This window comes from Paenibacillus sp. Y951 (genome assembly GCF_056786395.1).
Genome location: NZ_JBXCIY010000002.1, coordinates 125,116 through 139,021, shown reverse-complemented (window position 1 = coordinate 139,021; position 13,906 = coordinate 125,116). Strand labels below are relative to the sequence as shown.

Genomic DNA, 13,906 nt, shown 5'->3' with positions numbered 1-13,906 from the left:
TGCTAATCAATAAAACACGAAAAATATGCACAATCCAGTATATTACGATTGCAAATTACACGTAGAATAGCTATAATTTCTCTTATGCCTATAAATAGGCAGGTGTTCTTAATTATTGCTCACTGAGCTTATTGAGAATCACTCTATCAGGTTATATCCTGTAAATATACATGATAGGTGGTCAATGAGAAGATGGATTATCGTATTTTATTGTATTATCATTACACTGCAATTGAAGATTCTGAACTATTTGCAAAGGAACATTTAGCCTTTTGTAAGTCATTGGAATTAAAGGGTCGGATTCTTGTAGCGTATGAAGGAATTAATGGAACAGTGTCGGGAACAGTTGAGCAAACAAATGCTTATATGGCATATATGAACGCTCATCCGCTATTCCAAGGAATGGTCTTCAAAATAGACGAATCAGAAATACATGCTTTCAAAAAGATGCATGTGCGTTCACGTCCAGAGCTTGTTAACTTAAGCTTGGAAGATGATATTAATCCACTAGAAGTTACAGGACGTTACGTAGCGCCTGCTGATTTCTATGAGGAAATGCAGCAAGAGAATACGATTGTTATTGATGCGCGTAATACGTATGAATTTGATGTCGGACATTTCGATGGAGCTATTCGCCCAGATATTGAATCATTCCGTGAACTACCGCAATGGATTAGAGATAACAAAGAAATGTTAGATGGTAAAAAAATCTTAACCTATTGTACCGGTGGTATTCGTTGTGAGAAGTTCTCTGGTTGGTTAGTTCGAGAAGGATATGAAGATGTTGGCCAGTTACATGGCGGTATCGTGACCTATGGTAAAGATTCTGTCGCGAAAGGTCAATTATGGAATGGTCAATGCTATGTATTTGACGAAAGACTTGTAGTTCCTATAAATCAGGTTGATCCAGTTATTGTCGGAAAAGATCATTTTACTGGTGAACCTTGTGAACGATATATTAATTGTGCTAATCCCGAGTGTAATAAACAAATTCTCGCTTCAGAAGAGAATGAGCATAAGTATTTGGGAAGTTGTACTCCGGCATGTGTAGAGCATCCACACAACCTATATATTGCGAGACATAACCTATCTGCAGAAGAAGTACAACTTAGAATGAAAGCATTGCTGCAAGAAATAACTCAATAATAATAAAGCTTACGTAAATTCCATTGTAACTACAACAGAGGTGACAAACTTCGTTGTAGCGTAAATGTTACGTAAGCTTTTTTTTGTTAATGTTGAGGTTGAATTTGAGAATCATGCCAATCTTTCAACTTTGTAATCTGATGGTTCTACTGTCCATACCATAAATATATGTAATCTGATATTATGATCATAACAGACATTGAAAAAGGAGGCATATGTATGAAAGTAAGGAAAGCGATCATTCCTGCTGCGGGACTTGGAACTCGATTCTTGCCAGCAACAAAAGCTCAACCGAAGGAAATGCTTCCGATTGTGGATAAGCCTACATTGCAATTTATTATAGAAGAAGCAGTTGCTTCTGGTATAGATGAAATTCTGATAATTACAGGTCGTAACAAAAAATCGATCGAAGATCATTTCGATAAATCGGTTGAGCTTGAGCTTGAGCTAGAGGCGAAGGAGAAATTCGATCTACTTGAGGAAGTACGTCAAATATCGAATATGGTTAATATTCATTATATAAGACAGAAGGAACCGAAAGGGTTAGGGCATGCGATTTATTGTGCGAAAAGCTTTATCGGCAATGAACCATTCGCTGTGTTATTAGGCGACGATATTGTATACAGTGAAACACCATGCTTACAGCAGTTAATCGAAATATATGAATATTACAATAATACAGTGCTTGGCGTACAACAAGTGAAGCAGGCAGATGTGCATAAATACGGTATTGTTGATGGTGAAAAAATTGATGAGCATGTATATCGAGTTGATAATCTAGTCGAGAAGCCAAATACTGGAAATGCGCCCTCTAACGTTGCGATATTAGGACGCTATATTATTATGCCCTCTATATTCGCTATTCTAGAAAATACTTCACCTGGTGCCAATGGGGAAATTCAATTGACGGATGCATTGAATCAGCTTGCACGACATGAAGCGGTTTATGCATATGAATTTGAAGGGCGCCGTTACGATGTTGGAGACAAGCAAGGTTTTCTAGAAGCGACTGTTGAGTATGCACTACGGAGACCGGAGTTGCGTGGCCCTTTCCTTGAATATCTTAAAGCGATCGTTCGTCAGCATGATAAGGTTCAATGATGAGCTGATATTATGTTAGTTTATCTATTATGTTAGTTCAACAGATATTACTATCATCGAAATGCAATAATCGATGAAGCAGTATCTTTTTTTTTTTTTTTTTTGGATAGGAATATCGAAAAAAAAGCTCGAAAACACTCGAAAATTGTTCTGAAAATGTCGGAAATATTCAGAAAATGTTGAGAAATGAGTGCTACACTATAGAGTAGCACAAATAGATTAATGTAACCTAGAAAACTTTTGAAGAAGGTGTAATAGTTGTTAAAAGAGAAAAATAAGCTGATGCTAATTTACGGCGGATTAGCAATTTTACTAAGTATTGTATTTCATATATTGAATCGTGTAACAGGTGTGATACATTCATTAATGGGGTCACATTATGGAGCTGATGAACGTACATACGGGCTAACTCTTAATGCGTTATTACTCATTCCGATAATATTATGGGTGATTGCATATATCATGTATCGGAAGAATAATTATAATGAAAAAATAGCGATATTCAATACGATATCATTAACATTCTCTAGTATTTCCATTATTTCAGGTGGCGGGGGAATGGTGGAATTACATTTTTCCATATTCATGGTCATTGCAATTATCGCTTATTATGATCGAATTAAGCTTGTCGTTATTATGACTTCAATCTTTGCAGTTCAGCATCTCGTAGGTCTACTTTGGTTGCCGGAACTTGTATTCGGAGCGAAGAGCTATAGCTTTGCCATGATATTGATACACGCTATATTTCTTGTTGTTACTTCATTCGCGACAATTAGACAAATATCCGTTAAAAATCGTGTACTTCAGGAAATAGAAGTGATTAAGCAAGAAAAAGAAGAGCAATTGGATGCATTGCTTATAAGCTTGGAACAGTCGGCTAATCAATTAGGGAGCTCTACGTCAATGATCTCTCAGCAGTCGAGTCAACATATGCGTTCTAGTACCGAAATGATGGTTTCATTCCAAGAGGTAACTAGTGGATTAGAGAAACAAAATGATTCAATTTCAGCGATCAATATTGATCTTGATGAAGTGAAGGAACTTATGGATCATAATTCAGATGCATTCCAAGTGCTGAATGATCGAACGAATACGTCGAAACAAATTATGAATGATGGATATATTGCTATGGAATCGTTGAATAATCATATCGATAAAGTGTCAGATGCGATTAAGGATGCTTCTCACTCAGTTATGGCGCTAGAAGAGGCGTCACAACAAATTGATGATGCGATGACACTCATTAGTCAAATTTCTGATCAAACGAAATTACTTTCGCTGAATGCTTCGATCGAGGCAGCAAAAGCGGGTGAAGAAGGTCGTGGCTTTGCAGTTGTTGCACAAGAGATAAGGAAGCTAGCAGATCAATCACAGCAAGCATCTGATGAAATTAAAGTAGTTCTGATGAATATTACTCGAGAAACGCAAAATACGATGATGAATATCCACACAGGTGAACAAGGGACAAGCGAAACAGTACAATTAGCTCATAGTACAGTTCATGATTATAACAATATGCAACAGCATAATGAAGAGATGCGTAATATCATTGAAGAATTGTATCGAGATTCGCAGCAATTACAAGCTAAGACAGAGCATATTTTCTCTGAAATATTGAATATGTCTGCTTTAACGCAACAAGGTGTCTCATCACTTGAACAACTGTTTGCGACAACAGAGCAGCAACAAAATGTAACAAGAGAAATTGATACGGAAATCGGCGTTGTTAATCAATTAGCGCAGCAGTTAAGTGGTCAGTTCAAAAGTAACTAATGCCATAGCCATAATGAAAAACAAACAAAAGCTAGATGATCAACGGGATCACCTAGCTTTTGTTTGTTTTTTCATAACCTGTTAATGGCTACTTTTTATTAGAAACTATTGCAGCAACAAATAATTACAACTAACAAGATGAATAGCACCAAAATAAATGCAAAGCCATTATTTCTTCCACCAACGATTCCTGACATATAACATGCACCTCCTCAAGTAGTGACTACACTAATAATCTATGCAACAGCGTAGCAAAAGGTCTGGGTATATCTGAAGAATTGAAAAGATAGGCTGGAGCGGAAATGTTGATTGGGATGAGTCTAATAGGCGCTGGCCCAATCCAAATGACTTGAATTACATATGATATGGTGTACCTTAACTTAAAGGAGATGACAGTTATGAATTATGCTGCTAATGTTTCAGGTGGAGCTAATCATTCGTACGGCAATGTCGGAGGTTGTGGTGGATTTAACATAAGTTGGATTCTTGTTCTATTCATCCTTCTAGTAATTATCAGTTGTGTTTGCTAATACGCGATGCGCGGGCCTCGAAAAAACCTATGGGTGAGAAATCACTCATAGGTTTTTTTCCTATTGTGAATACTTCCGATATAACTTTTCATCTAAATGATGTTACTTTCGGAAGGCAATGAAAAGATTGAAGAAGTTGTTATATAATAGAGGCTCAACCTCATAATAAGTGCTCGACTGTTTAAATTTGTATACGTAAGCGGACATCAGGTACGCTATGGGCATGATTGATCATTTTTCAGATAGTGGACTCACAGGACCTTATTACTGCGTTCTCCGCTCATTTCGAGTTTACGCGGACTCACGGGACCTTAATCACTCGTTTGCTAGTAAATGTTCAGTATTAAACGATCAATAGGGTCCTGTGAGTCCTCTTACATCCTAAAGTGTTGGTTTTTAGCTAATTAGCGTTCTGTGAGTCCGCTCGTTTGATCTTCATTCCCCACTTGATTACCATCCGTACACAATGAAGATCATTTTTGTGCTTCATTCTCCACTTGCGGCGTAGCAATACCAAAAGTAGCGTCAAAGTGCGTGAAATGGAGCTACTTCCGCATATCCGTATGTCCATTCATATTTCGTCAAGCGCTGGTTATGGTTTTGAGCCATAATAGAAGTAATACATTTATAGAAAAGAAGGTTATTACTAATGAACACTCAAAAAATTGTTCCAATATACTTATTATCTGGATTTCTAGGAAGTGGCAAGACGACTTTACTTACACAGATTGTGGAAAAAGCACAGGCTGCGGGATTAACACCAGCTGTATTAATGAATGAATTAGGCGAAGTTAACTTTGATGGACAGCTTGTGAAACGGGATGTTGCGATGGCGGAAGTACTTGGCGGTTGTATTTGCTGCAGCATGCGTGGCGACTTATCATTGGAGCTTAATCAATTACTGCAACAGTATTCGCCTGACCTTATTATTGTAGAATCTACTGGTGCAGCACATCCGATGGAAACGATTGATGCGATTACGGAAACGTCGATGTACAAGCATGTAAAATTGCAATCTGTTATTACCGTTGTAGATGGAGAACATTTACTTGATCGTTCCAGACTAGTGAAGGACGCTACATATCGCTTAATGCAGGATCAAATCCGTTGCGGAAGCTTAATTATATTGAATAAATGTGATCGACTAGATCCGGAGAAAGTTGTTGAAGCTGAGCAAACGTTACGAGATCTCAATGAACATGCAGACATTATTACGACCGATCATTGTCGGCTTAATCATTGGCAATGGTTATTGGAGGGCGCGCAGTTAGATCAACCACAGTCAATACAATTAATAAGACAGCAACAAATTAACGGCACTGACGATATTGATGCAGAACATGAGCATCATCATGAACATAGTGATCATACGCATGTTATGGCTTATACGCATTACTGGAAAGGTCAGCCTAATAGTGAGATATTTGAACAATGGCTTGCAGATTTGCCAGCAAATATTTATCGAGCAAAAGGTATCGTTACATTTCGTGATATTCCGAGTAGATTTTTGTTTCAGTTTGCTTATCGCGAATCTGATTTTATGCGAATTGATCCACAAGGTGAAGTACATGATGTTGCAGTATTTATTGGTGAACACTTTGATCAAGCATGGCTCAAGCAACAATTAGCATTACTTGAGCAAGAGGACTAGGCGTATGGAAGGAACACCGATAGATCTCCATGTCATCTCATGGTGATTATACTTAACTCAATTGGGAATACTTAGCTACAGTATGATAATGACAACTAAGATTACTGGAGGAAGGTTACTAATGAAGAGAGCATGGAATATGAAATTTTCAATGTTAATTATCACGCTTAGTTTGTTATCACTATGTTGGTTAGCTCCGAGTATAGGAGCTGCAGCTAATGATATTAAAAGTAACGGCGCAACTACGCAACTAGAGGGAGAACAAAGTAATAGTAGCGAGGATCAACAGCAATCTTCACATCAACATCAACATCAACATCAACATAAACATATGAGTAAGGAACAATTGCAGGCGCATAAGTTGGATAAGCTGAAAAGGCTAGCTAATTACTTCGAGATTGAAACAGAGGGGAAATCTGCGAAGGAATTAAGAGTTGAAATCGAAAAGGCAAAGAATGAACAACCTGAGAAATGGGAAATGTTCAAACAAAAATTTCGCGCGAAGAAGCTAGAGGAGATTCGTGAATTTGCGAAATCCCAAGGTATTTCAATTGAAGGTAAAACGGAGCAACAATTACGCGAAGAACTTCATAAATTAAAGCATAATATGAAGGAATGATTGTGAGAACTAATTAGAATATGTGATGGTAGATGGATTACAGGAGCGAATTCAACGTAAGCAGAAAAGCTAATGTTGAATTCAGCTCTTTTTGTGCTTGAATAAGAACCATTCATCGAGTATGATAAATATATAATTTGTTAAGTAAATTTATTAACTAAACATAATCGTGATGATGACAGACGATATCTAATATAGAAAGGAGTGATCATATCGCTACTATTCGCGAAATCGCACAACTAGCTGAAGTGTCGACAGCAACAGTATCTCGTGTGCTCAATAATGATACAACGCTTAGTACAAGTGTAGAAACTCGTGAGCGTATATTTGCAATTGCTGAGGAGCTGGATTATAAGCCGCAAAGATTGAAGAAGCTAAAGCAAGAAATGCAGCGCTCAACATTGCAAATTGGCTTGTTGTTCTGGTCAACAGCAGAGGACGAGAAGGATGATCCATACTTCGCCGCTGTTCGTAGAGGGATAGAAATTCATTGTGAACAGTTGGGGATATCCATTACGAAAGTCATTCGCGGGGATTTTACAACGGCAATTGAAGAAGCAGAGGAACTTGATGGCTTGTTAGTTGTAGGTTCGATTGAAGTGCAAGATGTACTGGATATTTATCCTCATCCTGATCGAATAGTGTTCGTCAACCATGGTGAAGAGTTATTAGATTATGATTCTGTTCATCTCAATTTTGATGGAGCTATTCGCACATCTTATCAATATTTAACAAGTTTAGGTCATGAGAAGATCGGATTTATCGGTGGAATAGAGTGGGTTCATTCTTTACGTGACCGTCATTTGTTAAGACGCTCTGAGGAGCATCGTTATGTTGCTTACACTCGGATGATGCGCGAATGTGGGCATTATTATGCTTGTGTGGAGTGGGTGGATGATTGGTCCTCGCAAGGTGGATACGAAGCAATGCAACGTATGCTCATGCGAAGTGATCGACCATCTGCTTGTCTTATCGCAAGTGACAATATGGCAGTTGGGGCATTGCATGCGTTGCATGAAGCTGGGATATCGGTACCGCAAGATATGTCGATCATTGGCTTCAATGATATTGAACTTGCAGCATTTGTTAATCCGCCATTATCTACTGTACATGCTCATACGGAACTATTAGGCGAAACCGCAGTGAAGATGCTCGTTGAGCGGATGGAAGGTCGTAACGTGGCGATGCAAGTTAAGCTGAATACGACATTTGTGGAACGTGATAGCTGCATGAACAATAATAATTAACTGGGTTCGCTGCGAGAACCAATCAAGGTCGCTCCGAGGACTAATCGCTGTTCCGATCGCCATTGTCCTCGGATTTATGGTAAAGGGGATAGCGGTATAAATCCGAGGACAAAAACGACCGCTATCGCTTCTCCACGAGCGATTAGTTCTCTCCGCTAGAGCATAGGGGAATGATTAGTTCTCTCCGCTAAGGCGAAGGTGGAGGGAGGAAGAACAAGGTTACTTATTGCTTTAATTCGTCTGGAAGTATGGATAGAGGAGCGAATAAAGCAACATATACCTTTAATTCGCACGGTAGCACGGTTTTGGTAGCGAATAAAGCAACTTTTACCTTTAATTCGCACGGTATCAAGAAGCTAATTATGGTATGAACTTTATTAGTCGTGTCAAATCGTCAATAAAAAATTTTAGGAGTGTTCATATGATCTCATATAACGAATCAACAAGAGTATTCCATCTACAATCGCAGGACACTAGCTATGCAGTCAAAATTACGAATCAAGGTCATATTGCTCATATTTATTGGGGACGTAAAGTATCAGGCGAGCATCTAGATGGTTTGTATCAGATCAATATAAGACCTTCATTCACACCAAGCACTGATCTCGACCAACTTGAGTATTCATTAGATACACTACAACAGGAGCTACCTGCTTATGGTGATTCTGATTTCCGTACGCCGGCTTATCAATTTGAGCTGCCAAACGGTAGCACAGTTACTGATTTCCGCTATGAGTCACATGAAATTGTGAATGGTAAGCCGAAGCTTGATGGTCTACCAAGCGTATATGCTGAAGCTGATGATGAAGCTCAAACTTTATTCATTACACTTCGAGATCAACTAACGAATGCAGTTATTGTACTATCTTATACGGTATTCCGTGATTTCAGTGCTATTACACGATCCGTACAATATCGCAATGAAGGTACAGAGGTATTGAACTTGAATCGTGCGCTAAGTATGAACGTAGATATGCCAAGCTATAACTACGAAATGCTTCAACTATCTGGTTCATGGGTGCGCGAACGCTATATTCATCGTCGCAAGCTAGAGCCAGGGATGCAATCGATCGAAAGTCGTCGTGGATCAAGTAGTCATGTGCAAAATCCATTTATTGCGCTAGTTAGTGAAGGGGCAACGGAGCAACATGGCGATGTATATGGCGTTAACTTTGTATACAGTGGTAACTTTATTGCTGGTGTTGAAGTAGATCCTTACTTGCATTCTCGCCTATTTATGGGGATTAATCCATTCGATTTCAACTGGAAACTTGAAGCAGGTGAATCATTCCAAGCGCCAGAAGTTGTAATGGTACACTCTCATGAAGGTATCGGTGGCATGTCACGTCGTTTCCATGATCTCTATCGTAGTCGTCTAACTCGTGGTGAGTTCCGCGATAAAGTACGTCCAATTCTAGTGAACAACTGGGAAGCGACATACTTTGACTTTAATGAAGAGAAAATCGAAGCTATTGCACAAGCAGGACAAGAACTCGGTATTGAGCTATTCGTACTTGATGATGGTTGGTTCGGCAAACGTGATAACGATACGACTTCACTAGGAGATTGGTTCGTTGATCGTAACAAACTGCCTAATGGACTTGGCGGGATCGCGAAAAAAGTACGTGATCTTGGATTAGAATTTGGTCTTTGGTTCGAGCCTGAGATGATCTCACCTGAAAGTGAGTTATATCGCAATCACCCAGACTGGTGTCTACATGTAGATGGCCGTCGTCGTACTGAAGCTAGAAATCAGCTTGTTCTTGATTTTTCTCGTGAAGATGTTCAAAACTATATTATAGAGACGATTTCTGATGTGCTTGCTAGCGCCCCAATTACGTATGTGAAATGGGATATGAATCGTAATATGACGGAAATTGGTTCAGCTCAACTACCAGCAGATCGTCAACGTGAAACGGCTCACCGTTATATGCTTGGACTATACAATGTTATGGAGCGTATTACGACAGCATTCCCGCATATACTATTTGAATCTTGTTCTGGTGGCGGTGGTCGTTTTGATGCAGGTATGCTATATTACATGCCACAAACATGGACAAGTGATAATAGTGATGCGATATCTCGTCTGAAAATTCAATATGGTACAAGTATCGTATATCCAGTAAGTTCGATGGGTGCGCATGTATCAGCTGTGCCGAATCATCAAGTGAATCGCATGACTTCGCTTGAGACAAGAGGTAATGTAGCGTTATCTGGTAACTTCGGATATGAGCTTGATCTATCTAAATTCTCTGATGAAGAGAAAGAGCTTGTGAAAGAGCAAATCGAGCTTTGTAAAGATATCCGTCCAATCGTTTCATTCGGTGATTTCTATCGTCTATTAAGTCCATTTGAAGGTAACGAAACGTCTTGGATGTTCGTTTCTAAGGATAAGACTGAAGCTTTTGTTGTATATGTGAAAGTATTACAAGAACCTAACGGTGCAATTGGTCGCTTCCGTCTTCAAGGGCTTGATCCTAATAAATCATATCGCTTAGAAGGTCAAAATGGTGGTGTGTTTGCTGGTGATCAATTGATGTATGCAGGTCATCCTGTTCCTCAGTTCTTTGGTGACTTCCAAAGCTGTGTATATCGTCTAACTGCGATTTAATAGAAACAAGAATAAAGGTATGTGTGGAAAGTGCCGCCGGCGCTGAAACTCATACCTTTTTTCCATTTCGTTAACTTTCGCTAAACGATAATAAATGAATTACATAATAATTATATTGAGCTTGACGTTACGTCAACCTTTATAATGAAGACAAATAGATCATTTGGAGGCGGATGCTATGTATCGAATCGGACAATTTGCCAAATTGACAGGTGTGACAGAGAGAACATTACGTTATTACGATAAGAAGGGATTATTGAAGCCGTCCTTACGCGAAGATGGCGGATATCGTTATTATTCAAAGGAAGATCTCATTCAACTCCAAAAAATATTGACGATGAAGTATTTGAATTTCTCATTAGAGGAGATAGCAGATACTTTGGCTGACGAGAAAGTATCTATGGCTGAAGTGTTCGATCAGCAGCATGAATGGCTTGTGAAAAAGCGAGATGAGCTTAATGGAATTATTGCATCCCTTGATCGGGTGAAAAAGATAACTTCGCAGGTAGATTCAATTTCTACAGGGCTCCTGCTATTAATGATTCATAATTTACAGAACGAGAATAAGCAACGCGAGCACTTGCTTACACATTTACCAAGAGAAATAGTGAACGTCATATTTCAAGATGATCAACAAATGGAAGAGAAGCTTGACCTAGAAATGACAATGGTGATGCTACTATCGCAAATATTGGAGCTTCAACTACAAGGTATATCTCACACTTCCGAGGAGGCTATTACAGTTGGATTATCGTTATTTAGTATGATTGCGGATATAACGATGAAAGCGACAGAAAATATGACCGAGGAAGAAAAGGAGAAGTTGCAGCTGTTCGAAAAGGGTCGCGATACACTTGATCCAGCGCTGTTTCCGAGTATTCTAAGTAAAGAAGAAACAGATTATATCGATAAGTTAATGGAACATGTAGATCGCATCTATCAAGCACAGGTAGAGTCGAAAAACGAGCAATTGGTAGTTCAACGCGCAGACTTCGATAACGATGGGATGCGGAAAGATTAGTCGGTATCGAATGATGAAAAGAACTTGCTCTATTAATAAAGGCAAGCTCAAAATCTAGCGAAAATGAGCTTGCCTTTGTCGTTATTTGTAGAGACGGTTAGTCTACTTGTCGCTTGATGCTTATGACACGAATCGTCATCATTCCTGCTGGTGTCGAAAGCTCGATTTGCTCATGTAATGGAACAAGTAATAGCTGACTGCCAACAGGGGAAAGCAATGAAATCTTTCCTTGCTCGGGGTCAATCTCATCGGGTGCTACAACACAGTAGGTATCGATAAAGCCATCTTCTACATATTCAATTTCAATAATAGTATTCAGCATTACAAGCTGTTCCTGAGGTGCTGTTGGAAGGGTAAGTAGTTTCTTGATTTCTTGCATATATCTTTCTAGCAATTGTTCGAGATCTTTGGAAAGACCGCTATGCTTTAATATATATTTCTCTAGTTGCTTGCTGCGTAGTTCTTCTATAATGACCAGTTGCGCTTCATATTGTTGCTTCTGCGCTTCCCATTCTACACTATGGTTCATAGTAGATTACCTCCCCGATATTTACCGTATGCTGTAATAAATTAACATTACTTGCTTGTGACATATTCAATTCCTCCTTAAAGTTGTTGCTGTACCTTTTAATCCTTTTGCGTTAGTGATTCTAGCTTCGCATATATTGGAACATATTGGAAGGTTAAACTTTAGCATTAAGAGACCCGCCAGCCAGCGTGAACGGGGGTCATCTTTAATATTATCAAATTAAGAAAATAAGTCCATAAGACAATTTAGAAGGTCAGAGGTCTCTCATAATTACAGTGTTTTTGGAGGGATAACAACAGTAATTGATTCCAATTGCATTTAATTTTCACATTTTTCATGAAAAGTTATAAATGAAATAAGCCTTTTTTGTGAAGCGGATTGTTGTTAATTAGTAAACGGAGGACTGTAGGCATGACGAGGGATTTGGCAGATTTATTGAATAAATACGAGTGAACAAGATCATAAAAAACACAACATCTATCTTCATCTAATCTTCATCTATGTAAAAATCCTAATGAAAAAGCGCTACATTGCTATGCTATAATGCTTAACATACATTACCTCATGCAACAAAAAAGATTAGTCGGGAGGACTTATGTTAAAAATTATAATGAAAGTAAGCAGATTAAGCCTGCTAGCAATTGTAGCAATCGCCCTACTTACTGTAGTTCCATTTTCAGTATCCGCAGCGGATGAGCGAGAAGTTGAAAATGCGAAAGTGATCATGAATGGTAGTTCCTTTGAACTTGAATCTCCACTACATATGGTGAACGGTAGAATGTATTTACCTATTGGTTTAGTAACAAAATCATTAAGTGCTTCAGCAAGCTGGGATTCTAATTCGCAAGAAGCAACAGTAGTTACCAAAAGCGATGATGAGGTAGTATTTGGTGACGGTGTACCAACCGTATACTTTAATGATCAACGGTACACGATTGATGCAGTGCCATACCTGTATGATAGTCGATTATACGTTCCAGTTCGTTATCTAGCTGAAATTACACATGCTACGACGGTTTGGGATAATGACAAGAAGGTATTGACGTTAACGAGTGTACCGCTTGAAGTCGTAAGCGATGAAAATTCATTAGCAGTCATTAGTGCCAAGCATAAATTGACGCAAGCAGAAGTAGTGAAGCGCAATGGATTTTCCTCGAAGAATCAAATTAAGAATGGGATGAAGCTAGCAGTCATATTGCCATCCATTCTTGATAAGAAAGCAAAAGAATATACAAATGAAGAATATCAATTACTTGCGAAGATCGTTCAAGTTGAATCAGGCTATGAATCCTATGAAGGACAATTAGCAGTAGCTAACGTTATAATGAACCGCGTAGCGAGCTCTGATTTCCCAGATACGATTAAATCAGTCATCTATGCAGGTAGCCAGTTCCCACCAGCCCATAATGGCTTACTTGCCAAGGCAAAGCCTAATGCAAGTGTATTACAAGCGACTAAGGATGCTTTGAACGGTAAGGACAACGTAGAGGGCGCCGTATACTTCTTCAATCCGAAATATTCCACAGGGTCTTATTGGTCTAGTCTTACTGTAGTAGATACGATTGGTAATCATCGTTTTGCTAAATAACGACAAATTTGTCGTAAATGAAAGAAAATGGTTGAAATTAGAGCCGATTCCAACTATAATGATGCTAATAGTTCTAAAGTAATAAATTAG

The 13,906-nt window shown here is 38.8% G+C and carries 11 protein-coding genes; 9 read left to right on the top strand and 2 right to left on the bottom strand.

Annotation, left to right across the window (positions count from 1 at the left end; all coding sequences use genetic code 11):
• Positions 1-192: 192 nt before the first annotated feature.
• The 3 genes from trhO to AC1TPB_RS03330 all read left to right on the top strand — a co-directional run bounded on the left by trhO (position 193) and on the right by AC1TPB_RS03330 (position 4,020).
• Positions 193-1,146 carry an oxygen-dependent tRNA uridine(34) hydroxylase TrhO gene (gene trhO, locus AC1TPB_RS03340; RefSeq protein WP_482062626.1) on the top strand — a complete coding sequence of 318 codons (954 nt, stop codon included), beginning with the start codon at positions 193-195 and terminating at the stop codon, positions 1,144-1,146.
• 219 nt (positions 1,147-1,365) lie between these two features.
• A complete protein-coding gene (gene galU / locus AC1TPB_RS03335) occupies positions 1,366-2,247 on the top strand; it encodes a UTP--glucose-1-phosphate uridylyltransferase GalU (RefSeq protein ID WP_482075187.1) in 882 nt (293 codons plus the stop codon).
• Between the two features lie 258 nt (positions 2,248-2,505).
• The gene (locus AC1TPB_RS03330) at positions 2,506-4,020 is read left to right on the top strand and encodes a methyl-accepting chemotaxis protein (protein ID WP_482075186.1); all 1,515 of its coding nucleotides are present in this window, start codon (positions 2,506-2,508) and stop codon (positions 4,018-4,020) included.
• Positions 4,021-4,118: 98 nt separating this feature from the next.
• On the opposite strand, the gene AC1TPB_RS03325 is transcribed toward AC1TPB_RS03330, so the two are convergent.
• Positions 4,119-4,217, bottom strand: coding sequence for a dihydroorotate dehydrogenase (locus tag AC1TPB_RS03325; protein WP_482062623.1), 99 nt, complete (start codon positions 4,215-4,217; stop codon positions 4,119-4,121).
• 982 nt (positions 4,218-5,199) lie between these two features.
• Here AC1TPB_RS03325 and AC1TPB_RS03320 point away from each other — a divergent pair.
• From AC1TPB_RS03320 to AC1TPB_RS03300, 5 genes are all read left to right on the top strand, one after another.
• Positions 5,200-6,201, top strand: coding sequence for a CobW family GTP-binding protein (locus AC1TPB_RS03320; protein WP_482075185.1), 1,002 nt, complete (start codon positions 5,200-5,202; stop codon positions 6,199-6,201).
• Positions 6,202-6,322: 121 nt separating this feature from the next.
• A complete protein-coding gene (locus AC1TPB_RS03315) occupies positions 6,323-6,820 on the top strand; it encodes a hypothetical protein (protein WP_482075184.1) in 498 nt (165 codons plus the stop codon).
• 185 nt (positions 6,821-7,005) lie between these two features.
• A complete protein-coding gene (locus AC1TPB_RS03310) occupies positions 7,006-8,067 on the top strand; it encodes a LacI family DNA-binding transcriptional regulator (protein ID WP_482075441.1) in 1,062 nt (353 codons plus the stop codon).
• Positions 8,068-8,488: 421 nt separating this feature from the next.
• Entirely contained in the window at positions 8,489-10,678 is a 2,190-nt protein-coding gene (locus tag AC1TPB_RS03305) for an alpha-galactosidase (protein WP_482075183.1), read from the top strand.
• 178 nt (positions 10,679-10,856) lie between these two features.
• Positions 10,857-11,699 carry a MerR family transcriptional regulator gene (locus tag AC1TPB_RS03300; protein ID WP_482075182.1) on the top strand — a complete coding sequence of 281 codons (843 nt, stop codon included), beginning with the start codon at positions 10,857-10,859 and terminating at the stop codon, positions 11,697-11,699.
• A gap of 97 nt (positions 11,700-11,796) precedes the next feature.
• On the opposite strand, the gene AC1TPB_RS03295 is transcribed toward AC1TPB_RS03300, so the two are convergent.
• The gene (locus tag AC1TPB_RS03295; RefSeq protein ID WP_482075181.1) at positions 11,797-12,228 is read right to left on the bottom strand and encodes a GreA/GreB family elongation factor; all 432 of its coding nucleotides are present in this window, start codon (positions 12,226-12,228) and stop codon (positions 11,797-11,799) included.
• A gap of 595 nt (positions 12,229-12,823) precedes the next feature.
• On the opposite strand from AC1TPB_RS03295, the gene AC1TPB_RS03290 reads away from it, so the two are divergent.
• Complete coding sequence (locus AC1TPB_RS03290) at positions 12,824-13,816, top strand: cell wall hydrolase (RefSeq protein WP_482075180.1); 993 nt, start codon at positions 12,824-12,826, stop codon at positions 13,814-13,816.
• Positions 13,817-13,906 lie beyond the last annotated feature (90 nt).

Bases quoted from the DNA above. Each gene is read 5' to 3' on its own strand.
- AC1TPB_RS03295 (WP_482075181.1), bottom strand. From the start codon at position 12,228: ATGAACCATAGTGTAGAATGGGAAGCGCAGAAGCAACAATATGAAGCG.
- AC1TPB_RS03315 (WP_482075184.1), top strand. From the start codon at position 6,323: ATGAAGAGAGCATGGAATATGAAATTTTCAATGTTAATTATCACGCTT.
- AC1TPB_RS03325 (WP_482062623.1), bottom strand. From the start codon at position 4,217: ATGTCAGGAATCGTTGGTGGAAGAAATAATGGCTTTGCATTTATTTTG.
- galU (WP_482075187.1), top strand. From the start codon at position 1,366: ATGAAAGTAAGGAAAGCGATCATTCCTGCTGCGGGACTTGGAACTCGA.
- AC1TPB_RS03290 (WP_482075180.1), top strand. From the start codon at position 12,824: ATGTTAAAAATTATAATGAAAGTAAGCAGATTAAGCCTGCTAGCAATT.
- AC1TPB_RS03300 (WP_482075182.1), top strand. From the start codon at position 10,857: ATGTATCGAATCGGACAATTTGCCAAATTGACAGGTGTGACAGAGAGA.
- AC1TPB_RS03320 (WP_482075185.1), top strand. From the start codon at position 5,200: ATGAACACTCAAAAAATTGTTCCAATATACTTATTATCTGGATTTCTA.
- AC1TPB_RS03305 (WP_482075183.1), top strand. From the start codon at position 8,489: ATGATCTCATATAACGAATCAACAAGAGTATTCCATCTACAATCGCAG.
- trhO (WP_482062626.1), top strand. From the start codon at position 193: ATGGATTATCGTATTTTATTGTATTATCATTACACTGCAATTGAAGAT.